This window comes from Dehalococcoides mccartyi (assembly GCF_001889305.1).
GTDB lineage: Bacteria > Chloroflexota > Dehalococcoidia > Dehalococcoidales > Dehalococcoidaceae > Dehalococcoides > Dehalococcoides mccartyi_A.
Genome location: NZ_CP013074.1, coordinates 1,326,249 through 1,351,230, shown reverse-complemented (window position 1 = coordinate 1,351,230; position 24,982 = coordinate 1,326,249). Strand labels below are relative to the sequence as shown.

Sequence of the window (24,982 nt, the reverse complement as noted above, 5' to 3'; positions counted from 1 at the left end):
AAAACAATATTACAATATGAAAAAAGTCTTTGTCAATTTTACCTTATTCAGGTATCAGAGGTGGCTTGTATGAAGGTTAATTGGCCAAAATATGTTAAAAGAGAAAGCAGAATTTTTCTGTTGATATTCAGCCGCATTTGAAAACAGATTTTATTTTATCTGCGGGACAAAAGATGAAAGCTTAATTTATAGCTGATATTACCGCAAATATTTGGTGGTCTTCCCATTGGCCATTTATCCTTATGCCTTTCTGTTCCAGCCCTTCTTCATGGAAACCTGCTTTTTCCAGTACCCGCATTGACCCTTTGTTTTCCGGCATCACACCAGCCTCAACACGGTGCAGTTTCAGTCCATCAAACGCAAAATCTACCGCCAGAACAACTGCCTCTGTAGCATAACCTTTACCGTTGTGTAGTTTATCCAGAGTGTATCCGATCAAACATTTTTGGAGAGCTCCCCGGCAGATATGGAACAGTGAGACATCTCCAATCAATTTATCGCTGTTTTTTAAAAATATGCCAAAAGAATAGAGCTGGTCATTTTCCCTTTTTACAAAAGAATCGCTGATGTATTTACGCTTTGAATCAAGCGTGTAATAATCATCTTTAAAAACCGGCGAGTACCGCTGGAAGAATTCTTTGTTGGCTAAATGCAAATCGAGGAGAGACTCGGCATCTGTATCTTTTAAAAAGCGGATATAGATTTGGTTGCCTGAGAGAAACATTTGCTTTTATTTTCTGCCTCTAATTTTATTATCCGTTTCCGGTTACCTGATAATTATAATCCAAAATGATAATCTGCGGAATGTAAGTCGTATTCTATCAAAAGTAAATCTGGGGGCATTAGCTGATATGCACCGAAGGGTATATATGGCTCAACTCTGCAGGTTTCGGTTTGAAGATCTTTTCAAGAAAGTTTAGTGCCAAATTAGTGCCACCAATAAAAACAGCCCACATGAAACTTACATCATGGGGGCTGTTTTACGTTTAAAAAATGGTGGGCGGTATAGGATTCGAACCTATGACCCCCTGCGTGTAAAGCAGGTGCTCTAACCAGCTGAGCTAACCGCCCGGAAGAGATATGGCGCGCTTGGTGGGACTCGAACCCACGACCTCAGCCTTCGCAGGGCTGCGCTCTAATCCAACTGAGCTACAAGCGCCGGTATGGTGCCGAAGGAGAGATTTGAACTCTCACACCCATTACAGGTACTACGCCCTGAACGTAGCGCGTCTGCCGTTCCGCCACTTCGGCCTGTCAAGTCATCAGTTGGTCAGGGCAATCCGGACAACTTGAACCGCTAGATTATACTTATTAGGATAGACTAGTGTCAATCCAGCTTCAGGAATACTGGCCTTCGGCATCAGGATTTATTTTGCCGGTTTGCCTCTTCAGGAATCCAGATTGGAATTATGTAGTTATGTCATCTAGCCGTTGACTTTAAATCTTTTTGACGATACAATTTTTAGAGGAGATAAAAATGCCGATTTATGAATATGTATGCCCAAAATGCAACACCAGATTTGAAGACATTCGCTCTACCAGCAAGGCTGATGATGAGGCTCTTTGTCCTGAATGCAAAACTCCCTCTGCCAGAGGCGTTTCAGGTTTTGCCTGCCGCGGTATAGATTCCTGTGGTGGCGGCGGTGGTGGTTCTTGTTCCAGCGGTTCTTGTTCCAGCTGTTCCGGTTGCCACTAAATCAGGTTAATTGAACTGCTTTTCATAGTAGTTGACCGGCAAATGCCGGCATAATGCATCTGTCTATCCCAGTCAGTAATGTATTGTGTCGGTTTTTGTTTTTAGCAACTGTTTGAAACGGCGGTTTAGCTTGTATCGGTAGGTATTTTTTAGAAGCAGCTATCTGCCGGTTCTGTTTATCGTTATAGGATGAGATGGGAATATAGAGATTCGGTACTGTTTTCCTGTCGTTGTCACTTACGAACTTAAGTTTTTATAGGGGCAAATGTGCTTCCCTGAAAGGTAGAGGATAAAATATGCGCAAGAGAGTTTTAGCCTTATTTGCTGGTTTGGTAATATTGGCGTTACCTCTTTCAGCTTGTTCTGCTGCCATTCCTGTGGCGGGGCTTGATCAATCTATCTCTTTTCCCCCGGGTCAGAGTTGCTCTATAGCCGGAGAAGACCTGATTATCAAATTTGTGGGGGTAGTATCCGACAGTCGTTGCCCCGAGGGTGTCCAGTGTGTCTGGGAAGGGGAAGTGACAGTCCAGATGGAAATTAAATACGGCGGTGCAAAGACTAAGTTTTATATGGTTAAAAGAGGTGCCGGAGGAGATGCAGTAGCCAATTTCGGTATTTATACACTCAGCTTTAATGTTACTCCCTACCCCATAGCCGGTACTGAAATTACCAAAGACCAATACCGCCTGTTGCTGACTGTGAGCAAGACCTGAAATATTTGAATTAAGATGCCAAAAGGTTTTTTGGGCAAAAACTTTCACCTTGAGGTTGTTAAACAGGCTGGTTACTTGGGGATGATTTTCCCAGGAGCCGGCCGCAGATAGTAGTACCGGATGCCAGTACCCCGATTGAAATACCCAGCATAACAGCGCTGTCTGCCCAGAATCCTTTGGGGAAAAACATTATCAGATAGTCTTTAGTAGGGTCCAGCAGCCAGAAATCATTGCTGAAACCAAGCAGATGCAGCCGGGTGAAAAAGCTCTGGAAATCCAGCAAGGCTATAAGCCCGATACCCCCCAGCAGCATGAGGCTGAATATTCCCCCCTGAAGCAGTACCATGCCGCCTTCTTTTTTGAATTCGGGCTGTCTTTTAAAGTAGAGATACAGGAAAAAACCGCCGCCTAGTACCAGACAGATTCCAAGTATTAAATAATTCAGGCGGATAAGCCCCTTAACGTCTTTCAAGTGGAGCATTTCCCGTTCGTTAAATACCTGTACGTCTGCTCCGTCTTTTTCCAGATGCAGGTTTATGTATTCTTCGCCGCTATTAAAGTAACCGATAAGGGCGGATGCGGCTGTTTTAAGCTGGGCTGGGGTGAAGCCGGTTTGCTGGCTTACCTCATATTTTTCAAAACCCTGTTCATACAGCCAGCGGCAGTTTATAAGAACACTCAGGGTCAAGCTGAGTATCAGCAGCGGGACAATGATTACAGCTAAGGTTTTCCATGTGTTAAATAAAAATCTTTTTAAATCCGGCTTCATGGCTGTATTTTACACTCTTATCTACGAAAAAAGTATCTCTAAACCTTGAGACGGTCTGTTTGGAGCTGTTTTATGCCTTGAAATGCTTGCTTACCCGCATACCTCAATTGGGCGGGGCTGTGTTATAATCTGCCCTTAGGAAAGTCTATGTTTTGTCATCTGCATGTCCACACCGAATTCAGCCTGCTGGACGGTATGTGCCGTATCTCCCAGCTGGTAGCCCGTGCCAAAGAACTTGGCATGGAGGCGCTTGCTATTACCGACCATGGTACTATGCACGGTATTCCCCGTTTTTACAAAGAGGCCAAAGAAGCAGGTATAAAACCGGTACTGGGCAGTGAATTCTATCTGGCATATGGTGACCGTACCGCCAAAACAGCGGCAGATAAAAACTATTACCATCTGGTGCTGCTGGCTAAGAATAATAAAGGCTATCACAACCTTATCCAGTTAAGTTCGCGTTCACACATAGAGGGTTTTTACTATAAACCCCGCATAGATAAAGAGCTGCTTGAAAAATATTCGGAAGGGCTGGTCTGCCTTTCGGCCTGTCCTTCGGGGGAAGTACCCCGCCTGATACTGGAAAACCGCTTTGACGAAGCCAGAGAGGCCGCCCTGTGGTACAAGAAAACTTTTGAAAACTACTATATAGAAATCCAGCGCCACCCCATGCCGGATTTGGAAAAGATAAACAGCGTTCTTATACCCATGGCACGGGAGCTGGATATACCTTTGGTGGCTACCAATGATACCCATTATCTGGATAAAGAAGATGCCCCTTATCATGACCTGCTGCTTTGTATAGGCACAAATTCGCTGGTCAGTGACGAAAAACGGATGAAGATGGAGGGTGATTATTTTTACCTGAAATCACCTGAAGAAATGGCGGAAGCCTATCAGGATATACCGGATGCCATTGAAAACACCGCCAAGATAGCCGAAATGTGCAACGTAAGCCTGGATTTCGGGCGTTTGCACCTGCCGGAGATAGATATACCTGCCGGTAAAACTCCGGATGAGTATCTGGCAGACCTGTGTTATGAGGGGCTGCCCAAGTTTTATCCTGATGCCAGTCAGGAAATACTTGACCGCCTGAAATATGAGCTGGATGTTATTAAAACCACCGAGTTTGCCAATTACTTTCTGGTTACCTGGGATATTATCCGTTTTGTAAAAGAAAAGGGTTTGTATTACGGCGTCCGCGGCAGCGCCGCTTCGTCTATAGTGCTGTACTGTCTGGGTATTACCGCCCTTGACCCTATTAAATATAAGCTGGTTTTTGAGCGTTTTCTGAATATTGAACGCAAGGAAATGCCTGATATAGACATGGACTTTCAGGATGACCGCCGCGAGGAGGTCATTGAATATGTGGTGGGCAAGTACGGGCGTGACCATGTTTCCCAGATTATTACCTTTGGTACGCTGGGGGCAAAAGCGGCGGTGCGGGATGCGGGGCGGGCGCTTGGCATGGCCTATGCTGATGTGGACAGGGTAGCCAAGGTCATACCCTTCTCCCTTCACATGACCCTGGACAAGGCTATGGAAGAAAGCGCCGAACTGAGAGATATGTACAATCAGGATTCGGTGGTCCGTAATCTGGTGGATGCCGCCCGCAAGATAGAGGGGCTTTCCCGCCATGCTTCCACCCATGCCGCCGGGGTGGTTATTTCCAAAGACCCGCTGACAGACCATGTCCCCCTGCAGCGCCTGAGCAAAGAAAATAATCTGGGTCTGGTCATGACCCAGTACACCATGGAAGATATTGCCAAGATTGGCTTGCTCAAAATGGATTTTCTGGGGCTGGTCAACCTGAATATACTTGGCAAGGCCTGTGCGGTTATCAAAGAATACACCGGGCAGGATATTGACCCCCTTGCCATACCCCTTGACGATGTAAAAACCTTTGAATTGCTGGCGGCCGGCGAAACCGTGGGTGTTTTCCAACTGGAAGGCACGGGTATGCGCCGCTATATCAAAGAGCTGAAACCGACTGTGTTTTCAGATATAGGTGCTATGGTGGCTTTATACCGTCCCGGCCCTATGGAACAGATACCCCGTTTTATCAAATCAAAACACGGGCTTGAGCCTATTACCTACCCCCACCCCGCCCTTGCACCCATACTGGAAGAAACTTACGGTGTTATTGTTTACCAGGAGCAGGTGCTGTTTATAGCCCAGACATTCTCCGGCTATACCCTGGGACAGGCGGATATACTCCGCAAGGCCATGGGTAAGAAGATTGCGGCCGTTATGCAGAAACAGAAAGCCAATTTTATTGACGGGGCTTTGAAAAACGGCTATACCCCTGAAATAGCCGAAGAGGTGTTTGCTCTGGTTGAGCCCTTTGCCGGTTATGCCTTTAACAAGGCTCATGCCACCAGCTATGCCCTTATTGCCTACCAGACAGCTTACTTAAAAGCCAACTATCCGGTTGAGTATATAACCGCCTATCTTCAGGCATTTTGCGATGTGACTGAAAAAGTGGTAACCGCTGTTACCGAAGCCCGCCATATGGGGATAGAGGTGCTGCCGCCGGATATTAACCGCAGCGGGGTTAATTTTGAAATAGAGCAAAACGAAGACGGGGTTAAGAAAATCCGCTTTGGACTGGCGGCGGTCAAGAATGTGGGGGTGGCGGCGGTGGAACCGATTGTGGCTGAACGCAAAGCCAACGGGGAGTATCTGTCTGTTGAGGATTTATGCCGCCGGGCGGAAGGGTCGTCACTTAACAAAAGGGTAATGGAAAGTCTGGTCAAAGCCGGGGCACTGGACAGCCTGGGTGACCGGGGAACTCTCCTTTTCAATCTGCCGAATATACTTTCCCTGGCTCAGCGGGAACAGAAGCTGAAAGATTCAAACCAGACTACCATGTTTGACCTTTTCGGTCAGCAGTCACCCATGCCCATGCCCAGTCTGGAGATGGCGGAATCACCGGTTACCACCCGTGAAAAGCTCCAGTGGGAAAAAGAGCTGGTAGGTATATTTATATCTGAACACCCTTTTACCCCTTATGCCAGTGCGGCTCAGGAGGTAACTACCGCCCTGTGCGGCCAGATAGATGAGGAACTCCACAACCAGCCGGTAACGGTGGCGGGAATGGTGGCTTCCGTACGGGTTTCAGCCACCCGTGAAGGCAAGCCGTTTGTTATGGCGGAAATAGAAGATTTGGTGGGGCGGGTGGAAGTAGCCGCCTGGCCTAAAGTATATGCAGCAACTAAAGCCCTCTGGGAGGAGGGAAATATTCTATTAGTGGAAGGTAAAGCTGTGGTTCGTGGAGACAGGGTATCAATTCATGCGGAAAAAGTAAGCCGGTATCAGCCGGAAACAGATAAAAAAGCGGCCCCGGTATTTATAAACGCCCCCCAGCCGAAGGCGGAAGACAAAGAGTCTCCTGCCCCCCAGCTGCAGCGGCTGGTAGTATGTATTCAGCAGACAGACAACGAGGGACGGGATATTGACTGCTTGAATGAGGTGGTGGACACTCTGCGTCAGTACACGGGTGAAACCGAAGTGCGGTTGTGTGTGGTAAACCACGAACGGGTTTTCATATTGAAAATGCCGGATATCTGGGTATACTATTGTCCGGAGCTTAAAAGCAAGCTTGCGGCCCTGGTGGGCAGTGCCAATGTGAGGCTGGAGAATAATGCCCCAAGCGGATAAACTGGAACTGGCGGGGATAGCCCCGAACCAGATAGTAGCGGAAATGTGGCAGGGTTTTCTGGAGGGGGAAGGTATTCCCTCCACTCTGGGAGCTAAGCAGGTGTTTCCGTATCTGGGTATAACTTTGCTGCCGGTCAGTTTGTATGTTTTGGAAGAGCACCTTACTCAGGCCAAAGAAATATTGGCGGATTTGCAAGTGCAGAATGAAGAGTCGGATGAACCCGCCCAAGAAGACTGAAGATATCCCATCTGTTTCACCGGCTAACCCAAACGCCGGGCATCGCCATCGTCTGCGTGAGCGTTTCCTTAAGGCCGGTCTGGACGGGCTGAATGATTATGAAGTGGTGGAGCTGCTGCTTACCTTAGGGACTCCCCGCCGTGACTGCAAGCAAGCCGCCAAAGAGGCTATAAAACACTTCGGCAGCCTTCGGGCGGTGCTGGAAGCCTCCCCTGCCGAACTCTTAAGCATAAAGGGAATAGGCGAGGTTAACTCCATAGCCCTTACCCTTATCAGGGAAGTATCCCGGCGTTATCTTAAGGACGGGATTATGGAAAAACCGGTCTGCAATACCGCCCAGCAGGTGTTTGATTACCTGTATTGCGCCATGCGGGGTCTGAAAAAAGAGGTTTTCAAGGTAATATATCTGGACAGCCAGCACCGGGTGCTGGAGGTGGCAGACCTTTTTACCGGAACAGTGGCCAGCGGCAGCATAGTCCCCCGTGAGGTTATTGCGGCGGCTATTTCCCAAAATGCCTCTGCCCTTATTTTTGTCCATAATCACCCTTCGGGCAAGATCGAACCTTCACAGGCGGATAAAGACGTAACCCGTGAGCTGGTATATGCCGCTATGGTGATGAAGATACGGGCTTTAGACCACATAATTATCGGGGATAACTGCTATTTCAGTTTTGCGGCTGCCGGTATAATGAGTGAGTACGAAACAGGTTTTCTGAATTTGAAACTGAAACATGTTTCCGAAGCCAGACGCCATATATACCGGGCAGAACTGTTCGGGGGAAACCCGGAGTAAACCCAGACTTAAAGGGTGAAAAATGAAAAAACCTGCTGTTTTTATGCTTAGTTTGGTCTGCACTTTCAGTCTGGTTTTTTCCGGCTGCAGTCCGGAGGTTAAAACTTATACAGATGCGGATACTTTGATTGAATGCCGGGCTGGGGATGAGTTTATAGTGGCTTTGCCGGCTAATCCAAGCACCGGTTATAGCTGGGAATTTCAGTCTGCCAGTTCTAAAATATATCTCGTTGAAAAAACCTATACGCCTGATAATGCTGACAATACTTTGGTTGGCGGCGGCGGAACTGAATATTTCCGTCTGAAGGCTTTGGATATAGATGAAACTGAGCTTTGGTTTTACTATTCCCGTCCGTGGGATTCTGTACCTCTGGAAACACTGGTTATTAACCTGAAGGTTTCCTAGCCTCCAGGGTAAGCAGCCAGCATTTTATATTTATCCCGCCGTTAAAACCGCCTGTCTTGCCGTTTGCGGCAATTACCCGGTGGCAAGGTATTATGAGGGGAACGGGGTTTTTATGGAGTGCCTGCCCTACTGCTCTGGCAGCCTTGGGATAACCTATCAGGCGGGCAATCTGGCCGTAACTGGCGGTTTGCCCGTATGGTATCCGAACACAGGCCTTATACACCAATGATTCAAACGGGGTGTACCCGCTAAGGTCAAGGCTGAACTGGAAATCCGTGCTGTTTCCCTTGAAATAGCTTTCAAGTTTCGTTGCCAGAGAATTGAAAAGATTGTCCGTACGGATAGACACTGCAGGCGGATTAAGCTCTATCAGTGCTTCGGTTTGACCGGGCTGGGGCAGGGTAAGGCGGCAGATTCCTTCTGAAGATACCATTACCCCAACCCAACCCGGTTGGATTTTAAAAATATCCCAGCGGATATTGGAACCAGCCCCCGCCTTTTTGACGGCTGTGTCATGGCTCTTTAGTGCAACTCTACTCAAAAATAGTTAACCACCTCTTATTTTTGACCCTGTGGTCTCCTGGGTGTATCGGCAACAGAGACCGGGTATCAAAAACTATTCGGGTACCGGCTCAACCAGCTCAAACTTGCCGTCAGCAAAGCGGCGGAGCAGATTTACCCGTTTGGTATCCGGGCCTAAAAAGAGCAGATATTCTTCTCCTGATAAATTCAGCTGGTTTACCGCTTCTTCTACGGTCATGGGTTTAGCCTCTTGTTTGCGTCTTCGGATAAGCGGCTCTTTGGGAGATAAAAATGTCCCCGGCTGACTGAGGCGTATACTTTCACGATTGCGTGCTTTTACTTCCATCTTGCCTTTGGCATGGTCAATCTGCTGGTTAAGCACTTCTACCGCCCGGTCGGCGGCCGTCAGCAGGTTTTCTGCCCGTTCTTCAGCGTAAAGTACATCTGTACCCGTATTGAGCGTGGCTTTAAGGATAAAATGGTCTGCCTGTGAGCGGGTTTGTTCCTCGTCAAGCTCTATCCTGAATTCGGAAATCTGGGGCAGTATCCGGGTTATTCGCCCCATTTTGCGTTGGATATAACTGCGGGTGCGGTTGTCCAGGCGGCAATTCTTGGTGGTAATCTGAATCTCCATACTCTACACTCCTCTATCTTTCTCTGGCTATGGTCAGCCCCCATACGCTGAGGGCACCAGCCTCTTTAAGAGTGGCGGCGCAGGCATTCAGGGTAGCGCCTGTGGTTGCTACATCATCTATTATAATCACCCTGGGGGCGGTTGTCGTGGGGTATTTGAAAATAAATGCATTTTTTACATTTTCCAGACGCTCAGTGCGGCTTTTGGCACGTGCCTGCGGGGCAGATGACAGTGAACGTTCAAGCCAATGTTCATCTAGTTTCAAACCTGTGTGTAGGCAGAGTTCTCTTGCCAGCAGCAGGGACTGGTTGTAGCCGCGGTATTTCAAGCGGCTGTGGTGGATGGGTACAGGCACAACAATATCAGCCGGAATGGGGTTTTGTTTCAGGTAGTCTGCCAGAAAAGTGCCTAGTAGAGGGGCAACAGAACGCAGATTGTGATATTTCAGGGCATATATGGCTTGGGCAATGCCGCCTTCAAAGTTGAAAACCGAACGCAATCCGTCCAGATGGATTTTACCTGACATGCATTGAGGGCAAACCCCGTCATCTCCGGTATGATGGCCACAGAGTGTGCAGACAGGTGGAGTGATATAACTCAGGCTGTCACTGCATTGGGCACAGAACAGCTTGCCTTCTTTGCTGCAGACCAGACACTGCTGGGGAAAGACTAAGTCAAGAAGGGTATCCTTGAGGGATTGATGTAAAAGTTTCATCTGTTTACCCCCCGGCAGATTGAGCTGGCGTTTCCCGGCCTAGTGCTGGCGGTTGTTGCCGTTTATGATGGGCTCGTTTATATATATATCCCCGTTGCGGATTTTAAGGTTGAAGCCGCAGTTGGGGTTGGAACAGACCCAGGCTTTGTAATGGATAGAAGCACCCTGGCTGCCAAAGTCTGACAGGGGTAGCAAATCACCCTGATTGCATTTTAAACATTTCGGAAAACCTGTATTCTCCACGAAGCTACCTCCCGGCTGAGACCTTGTTTTAAGTTGATTGAGTATACTCCAAGAGGCTTATCCTGACAAGACTAGGCGAGGCTGATTTGGGCCAGTCTGGTGTATATTGGCCCTGCGGGTAAAAGCTGGCTTTTAAAGAGGCAGATATGCGAGGCTTTGAAACTGGTTTTAGTAACAGGGGGTGTGGTTTTAAGGGTTTCGGCAGTGGTTTGCAGGTCAATTTTGGAAGCACTTTCCCTAAGACGTCCTAAGGTCAGGTGGGGGGCGAATTCCCTTTGTTCTGCCGGAAATCCCAGCCCTGAAATATTTTTTTCAACCTCCGCAAAGAGGGCATTAAGTTTACCGGTTTCCCCCTCCAGCCCCAGCCAGATTACCTTCGGGTTTGAAAGTGAGGGGAAAGCCCCTATATGGTTGGTGCATAGGGTAAAGGCGTGGCAGACCTGTGCGGCTTTCTCCAGCCCTTTTATGATATTTGATATTTGGCTTAACGGGGTATCCCCCAAAAATTTGATGGTTAGATGCATTGATTCGGGGTTTACCCATTTGACAGCTTGTGCGGGTATGGAAAGGGAATTCTGGAAACTGCCGAGTGCGGTTTTAAGCTCAGGCGGCAGTTCTACGGCAATAAACGTGCGGACAAGTTCTTCAGCCAATGCCGTTTTGACCTTCACCCAGCCAGTTCAGGGCGTTTTGCTGCATAACCTTTGCCAGTATATCCGGCTCAAGCTTTCCGTCTGACAGGTGTTTAAGGGCGCGGGTATAAGGCATCAGGGGGTAATCACTGCCGAAAAGGACTCTGGATTCCCCCGCCAGTTTTATTACCTGCCGGTAAATCTCCGGTTTGTACAGGAAAGGGGCGGCGGCTGTGTCATAGGCAGTGTTTGCCAGCACTTTTTCGGCTTCGGGCATAAGATAGTAAAAGGGCATGCCCCCGCCTAAATGGGCAAGTATGATTTTCAGTTTGGGGTAGTGGGAAATAAAAGGGTAAAACTTTTCCGGGGTGGCAAGCCCCTTGCCTGGGTAGGTATGTCCCAGCGGTTCTGAAGCGTGAAACAAACAAATTAGGCCGCTCTGGTCTATCCTATCAAACAAAGGTTGATAGGGCGGGCGTGCCAGTTCTTCCGGATGTTCAGTGCGGAGTTCGCCTATACCCTTTGCCCCCAGACTGCGGCAGCGTTCTAGCTCTGTGAGGCTGGCAGACGGGTCTGAAATGGGCAAAGTGCAAAACGGAATAATCCTTCCGGGGTAGCGGCGGGCTGATTCCAGCAGGTAGTTATTGGTAAGCGTGCATAGTTCGGCTGATTCCCAGCCGATATTCAGTGCCACTGCCCTGTCTATACCGGCTTCGTCCATTGCCGTTAACAGTTCCTCTGCGGTAATCATTTTGGCTTTGGGATTTGCATACAGCATTCCCAGACAGCTATCCCGGCAGGCGTAGTCCTGCCGGGCTGCAATGATTTTGGGCGAGAAAATATGGGTATGAAAATCTATTACCATAAATGCTGAATATTTATTCCTTTTCAGTGGTTTCTTTTTCTTCAGTATGGGCTACAGGCTTTACTTCCGGTGCTTCAGGCAGGCTGGCTGCTACCGGCGTTTCAACCTTCAGGTGGATTTCGCTTACTTTGGCAACCAGGAGGTCAGGCTCGTTTAGGATTCTGGCTTTGCCTGGCAGGATGATATCTTTTATGTAAAGGTCTTTCTCCAGAGTATCAAACTGTGAGAGGTCAATATGTATTTCAGGCGGCAGGTCATCCGGCAGGGCTTCAACTGTAAGGTGTGTAAAGGGGGCGGTCAGTTTGTGGCCTTTTTCTTTGAGCAAGGGTGATTCTCCGCTGAAATGGATGGGGATTTCTGCAGTTACTTTCTCTTTTAGGTTTATCTGGTAAAAATCTACATGCTGAAGGTAGCCTTTTATCGGGTGGCGCTGGATTTCACGGATAAAGGCTTTGCGGGTTTTCTTGTCTGTATCCAGTTTGATATTTACCAGATGGGAACTGCCTGCCCTATTGATTGTGGATTCCAGTTCCAGAGTGTTTGCCTGAAGTGCCAGTGACGGCAGCCCGTGACCAAAGATGTGGACAGGGGTCAGTCCCTGAGCCCTAAGGAGTTTGTTTTTATTGCCAAAGATCTGCCGTGAATTAAGTGCCAGGCTGATACCGGTCATTTTGTGCCTCCTTCAAATCAGATAAGTTTTTACCTGTTGCATGAGAAAATCCGGGTATCGCTTTGATTACTCCTTTGTCAACGGCTGATGGATAGTTTACAGGGTAACTGCCAAGCTGATTATTCGGTCTCCCTTGACAGTGTTTTTAAACTGTCAAGCGCTGTCTAAGGGTCAAATAAGACCCCATTCATGATAGGCTTGCTGGATTACAGCCAGATATTCGGCGGAAGGTTTCCCTTCGTCATCAGAGCGGCGGCGGGTATGGGTAAAGGCTTCCAGCATATTTCCGTCATCGTCATGGACATTTACTTTTATCCGTTCACTGTTGGCAGGAAACTCTTCGTGTGCGTCCAGTTTTCGCAATCCTGATTCGCTGATTTCGTAAAGCCCACCTTTGGCTCTGTCACCGCGGGAAGGTTTGATGCTGGCAAGTGCTCCGTGCCATTTGCGTGAATATCCCAGAAAAACTAGCTTGTAATTAGCCAGAGCGGCACTCTGTTTTGGGGCAGCGTCCGGGCAGATTTCCTTCATTTGTTTGCGGCTGAGGGTCTGTCCGTATGCAAAATACAGCATGTCACTCTCCTGTTTGTTATTTAGATTATATCATTATAGCTGTTTGGTAAAGGGCTTTAAATGGGTGTTGTGGATGATATAGCGGGGGATATTTGGCCGTTAGTGTCCCTGTCCTGCTTTGCGTCAATTTGACTTATTGACTGATTCCGTTTATATTTGGGCAAAATGCGGGTTTGTCTGGAGACGCCATGAAGGCTACTGAAGAACCAATCTTGATAGAGGTGCTGACTCGTCTTAACGAATACGGGCCTGATGACCTTTTTATCTGTTGTGCCAGTTTTGAGGAACGGTGTGTCACCTCTATCCAGCGCATGAGCCCGAATTTCCGGGCCCGGTATTCCATTATCTTTGTGATTGAAGAACCCCGCCATGAGGAACTGGTGGAAGTAAACTTGGCCAAGATACAGGCTATTCTTTCCCGCAAAACGGCTGAGGGTTTGTTTGTTATCCGCTGTCAGCGTGAAGACCCGGTTGACGGTATCGGTCAGTTAAAGAGTATCTGGCACAGGTGTAAACCCAAAGATTCTGAAGAGCCTTTTATAACTGTAGACATTTCCGGCTTTACCAAGGTCTACCTGCTGGGGCTGATGCATTATCTGGTAGCTGAAGCTAATCTGGGGTTACCCCGCATGATTCATACCACCCAGTCGTACTCTCCCACCCGTTTGACCCAGGGTGTTCAGCAGATAAGTACGGTTACCAATTACTTCGGGAATATATCTCTGGAAAAAGACAATGTTCTGGTGCTTTTCCTAGGTTTTGAACCTGAACGGGCTCTTTCGGTCTGGAAGCAGTTTAATCCTACCCGTACTATTGCCCTGATAACCGCCCCCCGTGACAGCAACCTTGAATATCTGAAATATGCCGAGAAAAACAACGAATATTTGCTTTCCCAGCCCTCGGTAGAAGTGCGGCAGGCTCCGGCAGACAATCCATGGGCAGTCCGTAATATACTTGAGTCTATTTATGATGAAGTGAAAACTACCTATAACATGGTGATAGGTCCGTTCGGCACTAAACCCCAGGTGGTGGGTGTTTTCCTGTTCTGGCTGGAACACCCCAAAGTTCAAATTGTCTATTCATTCCCGCAGGAATATACCAAGTCGTATCTTAACCGTAAACCCGGTCAAACCTATCTGCTGCCCTTGTCCCTTAGCGCCAAGTGACCGTTCAGAGACGTTTTTTTAGGGCTTTAAATCCGGCGTTCATTACCCGGTTGTGATTCCAGATGAATATAGGCTTGCAGAAAAACCCTATAGCATTCATCAATCTTCCGGTGGTGGCCACTTCCCAGATATAAGTACTGATAGTATTGCCATTGTCAGGGGTGAGTGTCCAGACCCCCTGTCCTGCCAAGTCCCCGCGGCTTTGCATAACGATTTCACTGCAGGGTACTGTCTTGTTTATTTCCAGTTCGAAGTTCAGATCTCCGATCAGACCCTTTACAGATGCCTGTATGCGGCAGCCCGGCAACATTTCCTGCTCTGCAGATAGTATTTCAAAACGTTTTACTCCCGGCCACCATTCGGGCATGATGCGGGCATCTTTAATCAGCTCCCAGACCTTTTGGGGCGGGGCATCAAAGTGCCAGACAGTTTTAAACAGATATTTTATCAAAATAAATCCTTGCCTGTGATAAATTATTATAAACCTGACGGCAACGGTGGCAACAGGTGTTGACAGAATATACCTTGAGGACATAGCATTCTGGGGTAGGAGTGTAATAAATGCATGAGTGAGTTCTGGAATGATATTCTGCTGACCTTTGTGCCGCTGTTTATAGTAGTGGATGCAGTGGGTAATCTGCCGTTTGTAATATCCATTACCGACCAATCCACCGCCGAAGAACGCAAAAAGGTAGTAAACCTTGCTGTTATCACCGCCTCGCTGCTGGGGCTGCTGTTTCTTTTTATGGGGAAGCTGGTACTGGACTTGATGGGGATATCCGTGGGGGCATTTGCAATTGCCGGCGGTCTTATTCTGCTTCTTTTTGCCATACGCTATATGACCAGCGGGCACATGGTAGAAGTTATCAAAGAGGAGATGGTGGCGGTTGTACCCATCGGTACTCCCCTTACCATGGGGCCGGCCACTATCACTACCCTGATTTTACTGGTAAACCAATTTCCCCTGTACATAGTACTAATTTCCTTTGCCCTGAATATGCTGGCAACCTGGCTTATTTTTAAGTCTAATGAATGGTTTATTCAATATCTGGGTAGAGGCGGTCTTAAAGCTATGTCACGTATTTTCAGCCTGTTTCTGGCGGCTATTGCTATCAGCATGATTATCAAAGGTTTACGCCTTGAGGAGATACTTGGAGCGGTCAGCGGAGGAGGTTAAACTAAAATATAGCTAAAAAATGTTTGCTAAAGGCTTGACATTGCGTTCAGAGTGTTTTATCGTTTATACAAATCTAATAGGAGGTAAGCTATGCAGGGTTATTGTATGAAATGCCGCGCAAAGAAGGAAATGAAAAATACCAAGCAGATCACCATGAAGAACGGCCGTCCCGCCACTCAGGGTGTTTGCCCCGATTGCGGCACCAAAATGTTCAAAATCGGCAAAGCATAAGTTTTTTATCTGTTTGTTGAAATAGCCGGGGATATTATCCATACCCCGGCTTTTCCATTTGCGGGCATAGCCTGCAGTTATTTCAAATCACCTGCCAGACAGCTTCGGAATAAATCTGGCTGACCCCTTGACAAAATCTGTGTCTTTACCTAAACTTGTCAAGCCATGACTAAAGAAGGTATGACTATTGCCCAAGCCGCAGATTTACTGGGTGTTTCTACCCGTACCATCCGGCGTTATATCAAATCCGGCAAGATACAGGCGGAACTGGTTCCCGGCTCTTTCGGTGAGGAGTACCGTATTTATGAAATCCCGTCTGACCTAAAGAAAGAAGATGAGGAAGACCTTTCCCTGCAGACTATCCAAACCCCTATCCAGTTTATGGATGTTGTCCGTGAACTTCATGAAAAGAATCTGGCTTTGGCAGCTCAGCTCGGGGCGGCTACTGAAAAAATTAAACAGATGGAGAGTCAGCTTAAACTGCTTAATGCACCGGGTGAAAATACGCCCGATGATACACCCAAACAAGGCTGGTTTGAACGGCTCTGGAAGAAACTGGGCTGGACAGAAAAGGCCTGAGTTTCCAGGGGTGGCAGTAAGTATATTATCCGGGATTGATTCCCGGATTTTTATTTGGTTTGAAAACGGGTCTGGCGGCTGCGTATGTAGTGGGTCAGTCCTACCACTACCGGCAGTCCGATGCTGTAAGCTACCACTTCGCCGGGCAGGCCGTAAACAATAACTGCCAGCCATAGAAGCCCGAACATAACTGCCGAGGCGGTAATAACGCTTGAGGTAATTACTAGTACCAGTAAACCCAACCCCCCCATAAGCAGCATCGGCTGGGTGGCGATTACCAGCATTACCCCTATGGCCGTTGCCTCACCCCGCCCTCCCCTGAATCCCAGCCAGACAGGCCAGTTATGCCCCAGAACAGTGGCCAAGCCGCACGCCATAACCCAGCCGGGGCTTAGACCAGTCGTCAGAGCCAGCATAATGGCTAAAGCACCCTTGGTAAGGTCAAAAATGAAGACTGTTATACCCCAGCCTCGTCCAAGGCAGCGATAGGCATTCTGGGCGCCCATGTTCCGGTCACCTATCAGGCGGATATCCCCGGCTTGACTCAGGTATCCGGCCAGGTAGGCGGACGGAAAAGTTCCTAGCAGATAACTTAGCAGGACAAATAGTAAAGGCATGTTACAGCCTCAAAGTGGTGCCGGGGGTGGGGGTCGAACCCACAAGGATTACTCCGGCGGATTTTAAGTCCGCTGCGTCTGCCGATTCCGCCACCCCGGCTAATTGGTAACGCCATTTTAGCGTCTTGCGGTGCTTCTTTCAAGGAAAAAAGCTATACTGGAATAATGAAAATAAAAAATATATTTGATGGGCCGGGTTTTTTGAAACATGTATTGGCATTGGCTATTTTATGTGGAGGGGGGATTGTGGGTGCGATAATATTGAGCAGGCTGGCGGTATTTGTCATAGGCTCTGATTCGGCCGGGTTTGCAGCTTTAGGCGGGGCTATTTTGGGAATAGTGTTTGGTTATCCGCTGGGACTTTGTATGGCCATGATATCGTTGCGTTACCGTACGCCCTATGCAGGCTCTTTTGGATTGGGGGTGCTGGGGGCTGTTCTGGGCGGCGTGCTTACTATAGGGTTGGCAGAAGTTACCCACCTCAATCAAAACTCTGACTGGCTGTTTATGTCATTTTTTATATCGGTGCCTTTGCTTGCTCTTCTGGGTTATCGCTTAAAGTTAATCTGGAGGGTTGTCAGCAATAAAAACATTTAAATTACTGCATTTTGTCGGTTTTACAAAATTTATGCCCGTGTTTGCTGTGGATTATATCCTGACGACACGGGTTTAGTTTATCCTGTGATGCAGATTAAATGACACGTACTTTTGATAATAATCCGGGAAAGCAAAAGACAAAATATACATAGACAATTACGATGACGTTTAAAAGTCTGGAAAGAAAAAACAGAACATGAATTGAACTGATGGATACAGAAGGATATTGGAGGCGACGAGCGGATTCGAACCGCTGAATAGGGGTTTTGCAGACCCCTGCCTTGCCACTTGGCTACGTCGCCCAGCCAAAGACTAGATTTTGCACCATGTAAGTGATTTTGGAGCGGAAGACGAGATTCGAACTCGCGACCTCCTCCTTGGCAAGGAGGCATTCTACCGCTGAACTACTTCCGCCCCTATAACTTATTGGTGCCGAGAGGGAGATTTGAACTCCCACGAGCTCATCACTCACTAGCCCCTCAAGCTAGCGTGTCTGCCATTCCACCATCTCGGCCAGTATGGCAGGAGTGGAAGGATTCGAACCCTCGACCGGCGGTTTTGGAGACCGCTGCTCTACCGGACTGAGCTACACTCCTAAATTGTAAAAATCTAGAAAAGTATCTTACTACTAAACTGCCCCCGAAGTCAACTCCGCCCGGAGGCAGTTTAGCTTTCATTTGGCACCATTTTTCAAAGAGTTTTCAGGCGGATTTTGCACTCTGGCGGATGACGTTGGCACCGGCAAACAGGGCAATCAGACCCATAACACTCAGGGCACAACCACCGAATATACCGGCTGCTTTCATATAACCGCCCACCTGGGCAAGCAGCGGGCTGAACAGGCTTTTCCATGTGGTAAGCAAAGGTGCAACCTGCGGAGAATATTCATCGGGGTTTACTCCCTGAAAGTACGAGCCGATAAAATTACCCCAATCCGGTACGGATATGAATACCAGTACCGCTCCCGTAAGGATAAGACAGCCAAGGGTCATAATTGCGATGCCGTGTTTGCGTTCCAGTTTCATTACATCCTCCTATTCTTTTTGGCGGGCTTCTATACCATTAAGCTGGTTAGCTACCATCTGGGTTATGAATTCAGCAGGCTTGGCAAATCCGTCACCGAAAGCTTCGTTAGTCAGGTAGAGCATTACTATTGCTGACATGAGGCTGCGGGCGGAAACGTCGGTAGCGTGAGTTTTCAGCACTCCCCGTTCCACATATTGGTCAAGGAATTTTTTAATGGAGAGAGCCCCTTGGGCAAGCATACCGAACCATACTTGGCGGACAGTTTGATTGCTGGTTCCTTCCCGTAGAAAAACAACCACCAGTTCCTTTTTTTCTTCCAACAGGCGGTAAAACCCTGTGCATAATTCTGTCAGGACAGTCTGTATATTCTGGTCGCCGGGCTTTCCGAGTATTCTTTTTAACAGGGGCAGGAAACTATTTTCGGCTATTACCGACTCCATCAGGGCCTTTTTATTGGGAAAATAATGGTAAAGCAGTCCCAGAGATGTTCCAGCTGCTTCGGATATCTGGCTGATAGTTGCCCCCTGGTAGCCTTGTTCGGCAAATATTCTAAGGGCAGCGTCCAGTATTTCCTGGCGGCGTTTTTCAGCCTGTATTTTGCGGGTTTCCGCTTTGACTGCTTTGGGCATAGGCGTTTCCTTTAAAGTTCATTGAATATTCATTCAATATATACTAATTATAGTTTAAAAGCGGGCATTGTCAATACAGCCTGAAAGATATTTCGGGGAGATTTTAAAAATAAAACAGGCCGGGCAGAATAACTGTCCAGCCTGTTTTGATGCTTATGGTTGTGCTAGCAGATGCGCGGCAGCAGCTCTCCGCTTTGCATATCCAGTATGCGGAGCGCCCCCAGCGGGGTGCGTATGCTTACCCGCCCGGGGTTTGGGGAGATTACCCGCCCGATAATGGCGCTGTCTTTCCCGTAAGGGTGAGCTTTCATGGCAGAGAGTACAGCCGGGGCATCTTTTTCCGGCATTATAGCTATAATTTTCCCCTCGTTGGCTACATACAAGGGGTCAAGGCCGAGTGCCTCACAGGCACCGCCCACTGCCGGCTTGACGGGTATAGATTCCTCGTTCAGTTCTATTCCCACCTGTGACTGCCCGGCTATCTCATTAAGGGTGGTTGCCAGTCCGCCTCTGGTGGGGTCACGCATGACGTGTATCCGGGGGCAGACTTTGAGCATATCAGTGATAAGCCCGTTTAAGGGGGCGCAGTCACTTTCAACGGCTGTTTTAAAGTTCAGCCCTTCCCGCTGGGCCATAATGGCTATGCCGTGGTCACCCATAGTGCCGGATACAATTACCGCATCACCCGGGCGTGCGTTCGCACCGGATATGTCCAGCCCTTCGGGTATGAAGCCTACCCCGGCGGTATTTATAAATATCTTATCGGCTTTGCCGGTATTGACCACTTTGGTGTCTCCGGTGACTATTTCCACCCCGGCTTCTTTAGCGGCAGCAGCAATAGACTTTATTATTTCTTCCAGAGCGGATATGTCCAGACCTTCTTCAATGATAAAAGCCAGGCTGAGGTATTTGGGGACAGCCCCCATGACAGACAGGTCATTGACTGTGCCGCAGACTGCCAGTTTGCCTATATTGCCGCCGGGAAAGAAAATGGGGTTTACCACGTAACTGTCGGTAGTAAAAGCCGTTTTCCCTTTGGACTCAAAAACAGCCGCATCATCCAGCTTGTTTAAGAGCGGGTTAGACAGAGACTGGACAAGGTGCTTGGAGATAAGGTCATGGGTTAAGCGCCCGCCCGAACCGTGGGCCAGCAGGATTTTGGTTTTATCCAAGTTTGCCTCCGTAGTGGTAATAGGCGGCGCAGGTGCCCTCAGAAGAGACCATGCACGGCCCGACCGGGTTTTCCGGGGTGCAGACCTTTGAAAAAAGCTTGCATTCCAGAGGTGTCCGGGTGCCTTTGATAATCTCACCGCACAGACAGCCGGGTGTTTCGCGGCTGGGCTCGGAAAGTTTTATTTCAAAGTTTTTTTCGGCATCAAAAGCGGCAAATTCAGGCCGCAGGCAGAGGCCGCTTTGGGGTAAAATACCTATCCCCCGCCAGTTTGCCGGGCAGATATCAAATACTTCATCCATAATCTTAAGGGCGGCAGTATTGCCTTCAGGTTTGACTGCCCGTGAATAGCTGACGTCCAGACGGGGAGTTGCGTCTTCCACCTGGTCTACCAGAGACTTGACACAGTAGAGTATGTCCAGGCTTTCAAAGCCGGACACGGCACAGGCCAGCCGGTATTCCCTGGGGATAAACTCCCAGGCATTACTGCCGGTAATAGAAGAAACATGGCCGGGGCAGATTATACCTGAAAGGCGGGTTTCGCCCGCATCCAGTATCGCCCGCATGACGGGCGGGGTTATTTTGTGGAGTGATATTACATAATAATTAGCAAGCCCCTGATTACGCGCCTGTATTACCGAAGCGGCTATAGTGGGGGCGGTGGTTTCAAAACCTATACCCACAAAGATAACCTTTTTCAAGGGGTTCTGGCGGGCTATCTCCAGTGCGTCCATGGTAGAGTAGACAATACGTACGTCTGCCCCTTCCGCCCGCACTTCCAGCAGGCTTTGGCGGCTGGAGGGAACCCTTAGCAGGTCACCGAATGAGCAGATTATAACCCCTGGCCGCCTGGACAGGGCTATGACTTTGTCCAGGTCAGCGGTAGAGGTTACACAAACAGGGCAGCCCGGCCCTGACAGCATTTCAATATGGGGCGGCAGTAGCTGGCGGATGCCGTAACGGAAAATGGCTACGGTATGCCCGCCGCAAAACTCCATAAAGCGGGCAGGCTTGGTGGAACGTTTGTTTATATATTCCAGCAGGGCACGCCCTGACTGGCTGCTGCGGAATTCCTCTATGAAATTCACTCTTTAAAGCATCTCCATCTGCTTGAATATTTCCAAAGTTTCCAAAGCGTCTTTTTCGTCTATTACCTGTATGGCATAGCCGGTGTGAAGCAGTACGTAATCACCCGCTTTGGCTTCGGGGGTGAGCATCAGGCTGGCTTTATAGGTAGTCCCGTTCAGGTCTACCTCCGCTACCCCGTCTTCAACTGATATTATTTTGGCAGGTACTGCAAGGCACATTATATTCCTCCTTGGCTGGCGGCTATTACCGCCTGACCCAGTGATATGCAGCCGTCATTAGAGGGGATTTCTTTATGGGTAATCACTTCAAATCCCTCTGCTTCCAGCTTTTTTATCACCTGGCGGAAAAGCCGCCTGTTCTGGAAAACTCCGCCTGAAAGGGCTACTTTGGTAAGACCGCTTTGGGCTGAAAGCCTTAGGCAGGTGTCCAGAACTATCTGGCTGACTGTGTTGTGAAATTTTACCGATATATAAGCGGCTGTTTTGCCTGATGAAAGGTCTGAAAGGACGCATTGGATTATGCCCTTCAGCCGTATCAGGTAAATGCCCTTATCTAAGTCTAACTCAAAGGGGTAGAACTGGGCAAATTCGGTATCCCCGGCTTCGGTTTCCAGCTCTATGGCCGGCTGGGAGTCATAGTTTGCCACTTGGCAGATTCCACACAGGGCGGCAACCGCATCAAACAGCCTGCCCGCACTGGAAGTAAGGGGGGAGTTCAGTTTCTTGTCAAGCTGGGTTTTTATGATATCCAGTTCTTCCGGTTCTATATCTTTAAAAAAGTTCAGGCCCTCTTCCCCCAGCAGGGTATAGACATATGACACGGCTGTGCGGTAGGGTTTTTTGATGGCGGCTTCGCCTCCGGGGAGAGGCAGGTATTCCAGATGGGCTTGGCGGCTAAAACCCTGTTTTATGCCCCCGCAGAAAAATTCCCCGCCCCAGATATGTCCGTCCAGCCCGTAGCCGGTGCCGTCCAGAGCCACCCCGATAACCTCATTATCACAGTTGTTTTCCGCCAGACAGGAGGCAATATGGGCATGGTGGTGCTGGACTTTGACCAGAGGTATGTCAAGGCTGGCTGAGCGTGCCTCAGCCAGAGCGGTGGTAATATAACCGGGGTGCAGGTCTGAAGCTATTATTTGGGGGTTTAAGCGGAATAGCTTCAGGTAAACCGCCAGGGTTTCTTCAAAGCTGTCCAGCGTTTCGGGGTTTTGCATATCCCCTATATGCTGGCTGACAAAGGCATAACCGTCTTTGAGCAGGCAGAAGGTATTCTTTTCCTGCGGACCAAGCGCCAGTACTTCTTTATCCGTAAAAGAGGTCTGGACAGGGTAGGGGGCATAACCCCTGCCCCGCCTGATTACCCTTTTTGCACCGGCCTCATACATGACCACGCTGTCATCATAACGGGAGTAAATGGGGCGGTTGTGAAGCAGAAAATAATCCGCTATATTGCCCAGCCGTTTCAGGGCTTCGTCATTGTCTTTGGCAATGGGCTCTTCGCTCAGGTTGCCGCTGGTCATGATAAGGGGTTTACCTGTTTCCTTTAGAAGCAGGTGGTGGATAGGTGTGTACGCCAGCATTATGCCCAGATAATTTTGTTTGGGGGCGGTTTCGGGGCATACGGGGCTTTCCCTGTTCCATTTGCATAGGACTATGGGTGCGGCGGGTGAAATCAGCAGCTTTTCCTCTTCGGCGGATATAAAACAGTGTTTGCGGGCTTCGGCTATATTAGGAAGCATAACCGCAAAGGGTTTGGAAGGGCGGTGTTTACGGCGCCGGAGGGTATTAACCGCCAGCGGATTAGTGGCGTCAGCAGCCAGCAGAAAGCCCCCCAGACCCCGTATGGCCAAAATCCGGCCGTCTTTCAGCAGTTTTGCGGCTTCTGCTATGGCATCGGCACTTTCAAGCTCTTTTCCGGTTTTATCAGCCAGCCAGAGGCGGGGGCCGCACACCGGGCAGGCATTGGGCTGGGCATGGAAACGGCGGTCTAAAGGGTTGTCATATTCGGCCTGGCAGGCCGGGCACATTTCAAAGTCTTTCATGGTGGTCAGGGGTCTGTCATAGGGTATGTCCTCAATTATGGTAAAACGGGGGCCGCAGTTGGTGCAGTTGGTAAAGGGATAACGGTAGCGGCGATTTCGGGGGTCAAGAATATCATTTTGGCACTGGGTGCAGGTGGCTATATCCGGTGAAACCAGCTGAAAACGCCCGGAAAGGCTCTGGCTGGGTTTGATGGTAAACCCTTCTTCACCTGTTAAGGGTATTTCAGTCTGTTTAAATGTCTTAATGACTGATTGGGGCGGGCTGAGTCTAATTAGCTCATCTGAAAAGCTGTCCAGTGCTTGTTCAATTCCTTCCGCCTCTATCTCCACTCCGGCAGAAGTATTCCTGACCCAGCCGTTTAAGCTGTGTTTGGCGGCCAGCTGGTAAACACAGGGGCGGAAGCCCACCCCCTGGACAATCCCGCTGATGGCAAAGGCAAACCGCTTGGTTTGCTTAGGTGCGAGCATCTATTTCCCCTTGAGGAGGTTGCTTTTCAGCCAGGCTGTCCATTCGTCCAGCCCCTGGCCATTCCTTACTGAAAGCTCAATTATTTTTACGTCCGGGTTTAGACCCAGCACTGTTTTACGGAAAGATTCCATATTAAAGTCACTAAGCGGCAGGTAATCCATTTTGGTTATGACTATTACGTCTGTATCCCTAAACATAAAGGGGTATTTAGTGGGTTTGTCATCACCCTCCGGCACAGATGCCAGCACTACCCTTTTGGCTTCGCCCAGCTGAAATCCGGCCGGGCAGACCAGATTGCCCACGTTTTCAATAAAAATAATATCCAGCTTGTCCAGTTCCAGCCCGTCTGCGGCTGAGGCTACCATGTTGGCATCCAGATGGCAGCCCCCGTCTGTATTTATCTGAATAGCCTGCGAACCGGTGGCGGCTATTTTTTCGGCATCTACGCTTGAGGCTATATCACCCTCTATCACACCCACCCTGGTATAATCTCCCAGCAGCTCAATAGTCTTCAGAAGCAAGCTGGTTTTACCGGCGCCGGGTGAAGACATGACATTTATCACCAGTATGCCTTTTCCGGTAAACATATCCTTGTTTCTGGCAGCCAGCTGGTCATTCATGTCAGTGATATTTTTAAGAACTTTGACTTTCATCATCTACCTCAATGCTTTCAATAAAAAATTCGTTGCCGGCTATCACTTCGGCATTCCAGCCCTGACATTTGGGGCAGACCAGTGAATGCTGCCCTGAAGGGAAGGTATGGCCGCACAAACGGCAACGGAACTCAGCGGGTATGCGCTTAAATTCTAAAAGCGCCCCCTTGGCCATAGTATTCTGGCTGAGTATATCAAAACACATTTTTACGCTGTCTTCCACCACGCCCGCATATTCGCCTATCACCAGATTTATCCGGCTGATTTTACGGGCTTTGGCTTCTTCGGCCTTGGCTACAATTGTTTTTAGCAGTTCTTCGGTTATGGATAGTTCGTGCATAATTCTTATTTAATTATAAGGCAGACTCACTTAGGTGTCTAATTTAAGGGTTTATTTGACACCTTTTA

At 48.8% G+C, this 24,982-nt stretch carries 31 protein-coding genes, 8 tRNA genes and 1 other annotated feature (1 of these 40 running past the window's edge); of the genes, 11 read left to right on the top strand and 28 right to left on the bottom strand.

Going from position 1 to position 24,982, the window contains the following annotated elements; genetic code table 11:
• Positions 1-2: a binding site (T-box leader), on the bottom strand (it extends 266 nt beyond the left edge of the window).
• Between the two features lie 179 nt (positions 3-181).
• From ASJ33_RS07475 to ASJ33_RS07460, 4 genes are all read right to left on the bottom strand, one after another.
• Positions 182-724, bottom strand: a complete 543-nt coding sequence (locus ASJ33_RS07475; RefSeq protein ID WP_041331371.1) for a GNAT family N-acetyltransferase — start codon at positions 722-724, stop codon at positions 182-184.
• 270 nt (positions 725-994) lie between these two features.
• Positions 995-1,071, bottom strand: a tRNA-Val gene (locus ASJ33_RS07470).
• A gap of 10 nt (positions 1,072-1,081) precedes the next feature.
• Positions 1,082-1,159 (bottom strand) — tRNA-Arg (locus ASJ33_RS07465).
• Between the two features lie 5 nt (positions 1,160-1,164).
• A tRNA-Leu gene (locus tag ASJ33_RS07460) sits at positions 1,165-1,251 on the bottom strand.
• Positions 1,252-1,477: 226 nt separating this feature from the next.
• Here ASJ33_RS07460 and ASJ33_RS07455 point away from each other — a divergent pair.
• Positions 1,478-1,696 (top strand): FmdB family zinc ribbon protein, encoded by a 219-nt coding sequence (locus ASJ33_RS07455; RefSeq protein ID WP_041331369.1) that lies wholly within the window; start codon positions 1,478-1,480, stop codon positions 1,694-1,696.
• Positions 1,697-1,992: 296 nt separating this feature from the next.
• On the top strand, positions 1,993-2,409 hold the full coding sequence (locus tag ASJ33_RS07450) for a hypothetical protein (RefSeq protein WP_023652754.1): 417 nt from the start codon (positions 1,993-1,995) through the stop codon (positions 2,407-2,409).
• A 58-nt stretch (positions 2,410-2,467) separates the two neighbouring features.
• Here the strand turns inward: ASJ33_RS07450 and ASJ33_RS07445 are convergent, their stop codons facing one another.
• A complete protein-coding gene (locus ASJ33_RS07445) occupies positions 2,468-3,178 on the bottom strand; it encodes a TIGR01906 family membrane protein (RefSeq protein ID WP_041331367.1) in 711 nt (236 codons plus the stop codon).
• 147 nt (positions 3,179-3,325) lie between these two features.
• Between ASJ33_RS07445 and ASJ33_RS07440 the strand changes: the two genes are divergently transcribed.
• Genes ASJ33_RS07440 through ASJ33_RS07425 form a run of 4 tightly spaced genes read left to right on the top strand, consistent with a single transcriptional unit; the run spans position 3,326 to position 8,275 of the window.
• Positions 3,326-6,838, top strand: a complete 3,513-nt coding sequence (locus ASJ33_RS07440) for a DNA polymerase III subunit alpha (protein ID WP_041331364.1) — start codon at positions 3,326-3,328, stop codon at positions 6,836-6,838.
• On the top strand, positions 6,822-7,076 hold the full coding sequence (locus tag ASJ33_RS07435) for a putative signal transducing protein (protein WP_023652751.1): 255 nt from the start codon (positions 6,822-6,824) through the stop codon (positions 7,074-7,076). Before ASJ33_RS07440 ends, ASJ33_RS07435 begins: the two co-directional genes overlap by 17 nt.
• The gene (gene radC / locus ASJ33_RS07430; protein WP_023652750.1) at positions 7,054-7,869 is read left to right on the top strand and encodes a RadC family protein; all 816 of its coding nucleotides are present in this window, start codon (positions 7,054-7,056) and stop codon (positions 7,867-7,869) included. Before ASJ33_RS07435 ends, radC begins: the two co-directional genes overlap by 23 nt.
• A 22-nt stretch (positions 7,870-7,891) precedes the next feature.
• Positions 7,892-8,275, top strand: coding sequence for a protease inhibitor I42 family protein (locus tag ASJ33_RS07425; RefSeq protein WP_023652749.1), 384 nt, complete (start codon positions 7,892-7,894; stop codon positions 8,273-8,275).
• Here ASJ33_RS07425 and ASJ33_RS07420 read toward each other — a convergent pair.
• The 8 genes from ASJ33_RS07420 to ASJ33_RS07385 all read right to left on the bottom strand — a co-directional run bounded on the left by ASJ33_RS07420 (position 8,256) and on the right by ASJ33_RS07385 (position 13,129).
• Entirely contained in the window at positions 8,256-8,816 is a 561-nt protein-coding gene (locus tag ASJ33_RS07420) for a methylated-DNA--[protein]-cysteine S-methyltransferase (protein ID WP_041331362.1), read from the bottom strand. The two genes, ASJ33_RS07425 and ASJ33_RS07420, sit on opposite strands and share 20 nt — an antisense overlap.
• A 75-nt stretch (positions 8,817-8,891) precedes the next feature.
• Entirely contained in the window at positions 8,892-9,431 is a 540-nt protein-coding gene (hpf, locus tag ASJ33_RS07415) for a ribosome hibernation-promoting factor, HPF/YfiA family (protein WP_041331359.1), read from the bottom strand.
• A gap of 13 nt (positions 9,432-9,444) precedes the next feature.
• Positions 9,445-10,146: a ComF family protein gene (locus ASJ33_RS07410; RefSeq protein WP_041331357.1), complete on the bottom strand. Its 702-nt coding sequence runs from the start codon at positions 10,144-10,146 to the stop codon at positions 9,445-9,447.
• Between the two features lie 39 nt (positions 10,147-10,185).
• Positions 10,186-10,389 (bottom strand): hypothetical protein, encoded by a 204-nt coding sequence (locus tag ASJ33_RS07405; protein ID WP_010937137.1) that lies wholly within the window; start codon positions 10,387-10,389, stop codon positions 10,186-10,188.
• A 71-nt stretch (positions 10,390-10,460) separates the two neighbouring features.
• The gene (gene thpR / locus ASJ33_RS07400) at positions 10,461-11,042 is read right to left on the bottom strand and encodes an RNA 2',3'-cyclic phosphodiesterase (RefSeq protein WP_041331355.1); all 582 of its coding nucleotides are present in this window, start codon (positions 11,040-11,042) and stop codon (positions 10,461-10,463) included.
• The gene (locus ASJ33_RS07395) at positions 11,035-11,886 is read right to left on the bottom strand and encodes an amidohydrolase family protein (protein WP_041331354.1); all 852 of its coding nucleotides are present in this window, start codon (positions 11,884-11,886) and stop codon (positions 11,035-11,037) included. The genes thpR and ASJ33_RS07395 overlap by 8 nt, the downstream gene beginning before the upstream one ends.
• 13 nt (positions 11,887-11,899) lie before the next feature.
• A complete protein-coding gene (locus ASJ33_RS07390) occupies positions 11,900-12,556 on the bottom strand; it encodes a 50S ribosomal protein L25/general stress protein Ctc (protein WP_023652743.1) in 657 nt (218 codons plus the stop codon).
• Between the two features lie 171 nt (positions 12,557-12,727).
• Positions 12,728-13,129, bottom strand: a complete 402-nt coding sequence (locus ASJ33_RS07385; RefSeq protein WP_012882482.1) for a gamma-glutamylcyclotransferase family protein — start codon at positions 13,127-13,129, stop codon at positions 12,728-12,730.
• 188 nt (positions 13,130-13,317) lie between these two features.
• On the opposite strand from ASJ33_RS07385, the gene ASJ33_RS07380 reads away from it, so the two are divergent.
• Positions 13,318-14,295 (top strand): hypothetical protein, encoded by a 978-nt coding sequence (locus tag ASJ33_RS07380; RefSeq protein WP_012882481.1) that lies wholly within the window; start codon positions 13,318-13,320, stop codon positions 14,293-14,295.
• Positions 14,296-14,299: 4 nt separating this feature from the next.
• Here the strand turns inward: ASJ33_RS07380 and ASJ33_RS07375 are convergent, their stop codons facing one another.
• Complete coding sequence (locus ASJ33_RS07375; RefSeq protein ID WP_041331352.1) at positions 14,300-14,746, bottom strand: SRPBCC family protein; 447 nt, start codon at positions 14,744-14,746, stop codon at positions 14,300-14,302.
• A gap of 114 nt (positions 14,747-14,860) precedes the next feature.
• Here ASJ33_RS07375 and ASJ33_RS07370 point away from each other — a divergent pair, with 114 nt between their 5' ends.
• From ASJ33_RS07370 to ASJ33_RS07365, 3 genes are all read left to right on the top strand, one after another.
• Complete coding sequence (locus tag ASJ33_RS07370) at positions 14,861-15,472, top strand: MarC family protein (protein ID WP_012882479.1); 612 nt, start codon at positions 14,861-14,863, stop codon at positions 15,470-15,472.
• Between the two features lie 90 nt (positions 15,473-15,562).
• Positions 15,563-15,703 carry a DUF5679 domain-containing protein gene (locus ASJ33_RS08500; protein ID WP_010937128.1) on the top strand — a complete coding sequence of 47 codons (141 nt, stop codon included), beginning with the start codon at positions 15,563-15,565 and terminating at the stop codon, positions 15,701-15,703.
• A 165-nt stretch (positions 15,704-15,868) separates the two neighbouring features.
• Positions 15,869-16,282: a helix-turn-helix domain-containing protein gene (locus tag ASJ33_RS07365; RefSeq protein WP_041331350.1), complete on the top strand. Its 414-nt coding sequence runs from the start codon at positions 15,869-15,871 to the stop codon at positions 16,280-16,282.
• Between the two features lie 50 nt (positions 16,283-16,332).
• Here ASJ33_RS07365 and ASJ33_RS07360 read toward each other — a convergent pair whose 3' ends face one another.
• The gene (locus tag ASJ33_RS07360) at positions 16,333-16,899 is read right to left on the bottom strand and encodes a glycerol-3-phosphate acyltransferase (protein ID WP_041331347.1); all 567 of its coding nucleotides are present in this window, start codon (positions 16,897-16,899) and stop codon (positions 16,333-16,335) included.
• A 15-nt stretch (positions 16,900-16,914) separates the two neighbouring features.
• Positions 16,915-16,999 (bottom strand) — tRNA-Leu (locus tag ASJ33_RS07355).
• A gap of 146 nt (positions 17,000-17,145) precedes the next feature.
• On the opposite strand from ASJ33_RS07355, the gene ASJ33_RS07350 reads away from it, so the two are divergent.
• Positions 17,146-17,496, top strand: a complete 351-nt coding sequence (locus tag ASJ33_RS07350; protein ID WP_236886595.1) for a hypothetical protein — start codon at positions 17,146-17,148, stop codon at positions 17,494-17,496.
• 227 nt (positions 17,497-17,723) lie between these two features.
• On the opposite strand, the gene ASJ33_RS07345 is transcribed toward ASJ33_RS07350, so the two are convergent.
• From ASJ33_RS07345 to hypA, 12 genes are all read right to left on the bottom strand, one after another.
• Positions 17,724-17,798, bottom strand: a tRNA-Cys gene (locus ASJ33_RS07345).
• A gap of 37 nt (positions 17,799-17,835) precedes the next feature.
• A tRNA-Gly gene (locus ASJ33_RS07340) sits at positions 17,836-17,910 on the bottom strand.
• A gap of 13 nt (positions 17,911-17,923) precedes the next feature.
• Positions 17,924-18,010 (bottom strand) — tRNA-Leu (locus ASJ33_RS07335).
• Between the two features lie 5 nt (positions 18,011-18,015).
• Positions 18,016-18,092: transfer RNA gene (locus ASJ33_RS07330), tRNA-Trp, on the bottom strand.
• Positions 18,093-18,197: 105 nt separating this feature from the next.
• Positions 18,198-18,521, bottom strand: a complete 324-nt coding sequence (locus ASJ33_RS07325; protein ID WP_012882475.1) for a hypothetical protein — start codon at positions 18,519-18,521, stop codon at positions 18,198-18,200.
• A gap of 9 nt (positions 18,522-18,530) precedes the next feature.
• Complete coding sequence (locus tag ASJ33_RS07320) at positions 18,531-19,151, bottom strand: TetR/AcrR family transcriptional regulator (RefSeq protein ID WP_041331345.1); 621 nt, start codon at positions 19,149-19,151, stop codon at positions 18,531-18,533.
• A gap of 164 nt (positions 19,152-19,315) precedes the next feature.
• Complete coding sequence (gene hypE / locus ASJ33_RS07315) at positions 19,316-20,323, bottom strand: hydrogenase expression/formation protein HypE (protein WP_023652734.1); 1,008 nt, start codon at positions 20,321-20,323, stop codon at positions 19,316-19,318.
• Positions 20,316-21,410 carry a hydrogenase formation protein HypD gene (hypD, locus tag ASJ33_RS07310; RefSeq protein ID WP_041331343.1) on the bottom strand — a complete coding sequence of 365 codons (1,095 nt, stop codon included), beginning with the start codon at positions 21,408-21,410 and terminating at the stop codon, positions 20,316-20,318. The genes hypE and hypD overlap by 8 nt, the downstream gene beginning before the upstream one ends.
• A gap of 3 nt (positions 21,411-21,413) precedes the next feature.
• On the bottom strand, positions 21,414-21,629 hold the full coding sequence (locus tag ASJ33_RS07305; protein WP_041331342.1) for a HypC/HybG/HupF family hydrogenase formation chaperone: 216 nt from the start codon (positions 21,627-21,629) through the stop codon (positions 21,414-21,416).
• A complete protein-coding gene (gene hypF, locus ASJ33_RS07300) occupies positions 21,629-23,920 on the bottom strand; it encodes a carbamoyltransferase HypF (protein WP_041331340.1) in 2,292 nt (763 codons plus the stop codon). The genes ASJ33_RS07305 and hypF overlap by 1 nt, the downstream gene beginning before the upstream one ends.
• Complete coding sequence (hypB, locus tag ASJ33_RS07295) at positions 23,921-24,574, bottom strand: hydrogenase nickel incorporation protein HypB (RefSeq protein WP_023652730.1); 654 nt, start codon at positions 24,572-24,574, stop codon at positions 23,921-23,923.
• The gene (gene hypA, locus ASJ33_RS07290; RefSeq protein ID WP_023652729.1) at positions 24,555-24,914 is read right to left on the bottom strand and encodes a hydrogenase maturation nickel metallochaperone HypA; all 360 of its coding nucleotides are present in this window, start codon (positions 24,912-24,914) and stop codon (positions 24,555-24,557) included. The genes hypB and hypA overlap by 20 nt, the downstream gene beginning before the upstream one ends.
• Positions 24,915-24,982: the final 68 nt, after the last annotated feature.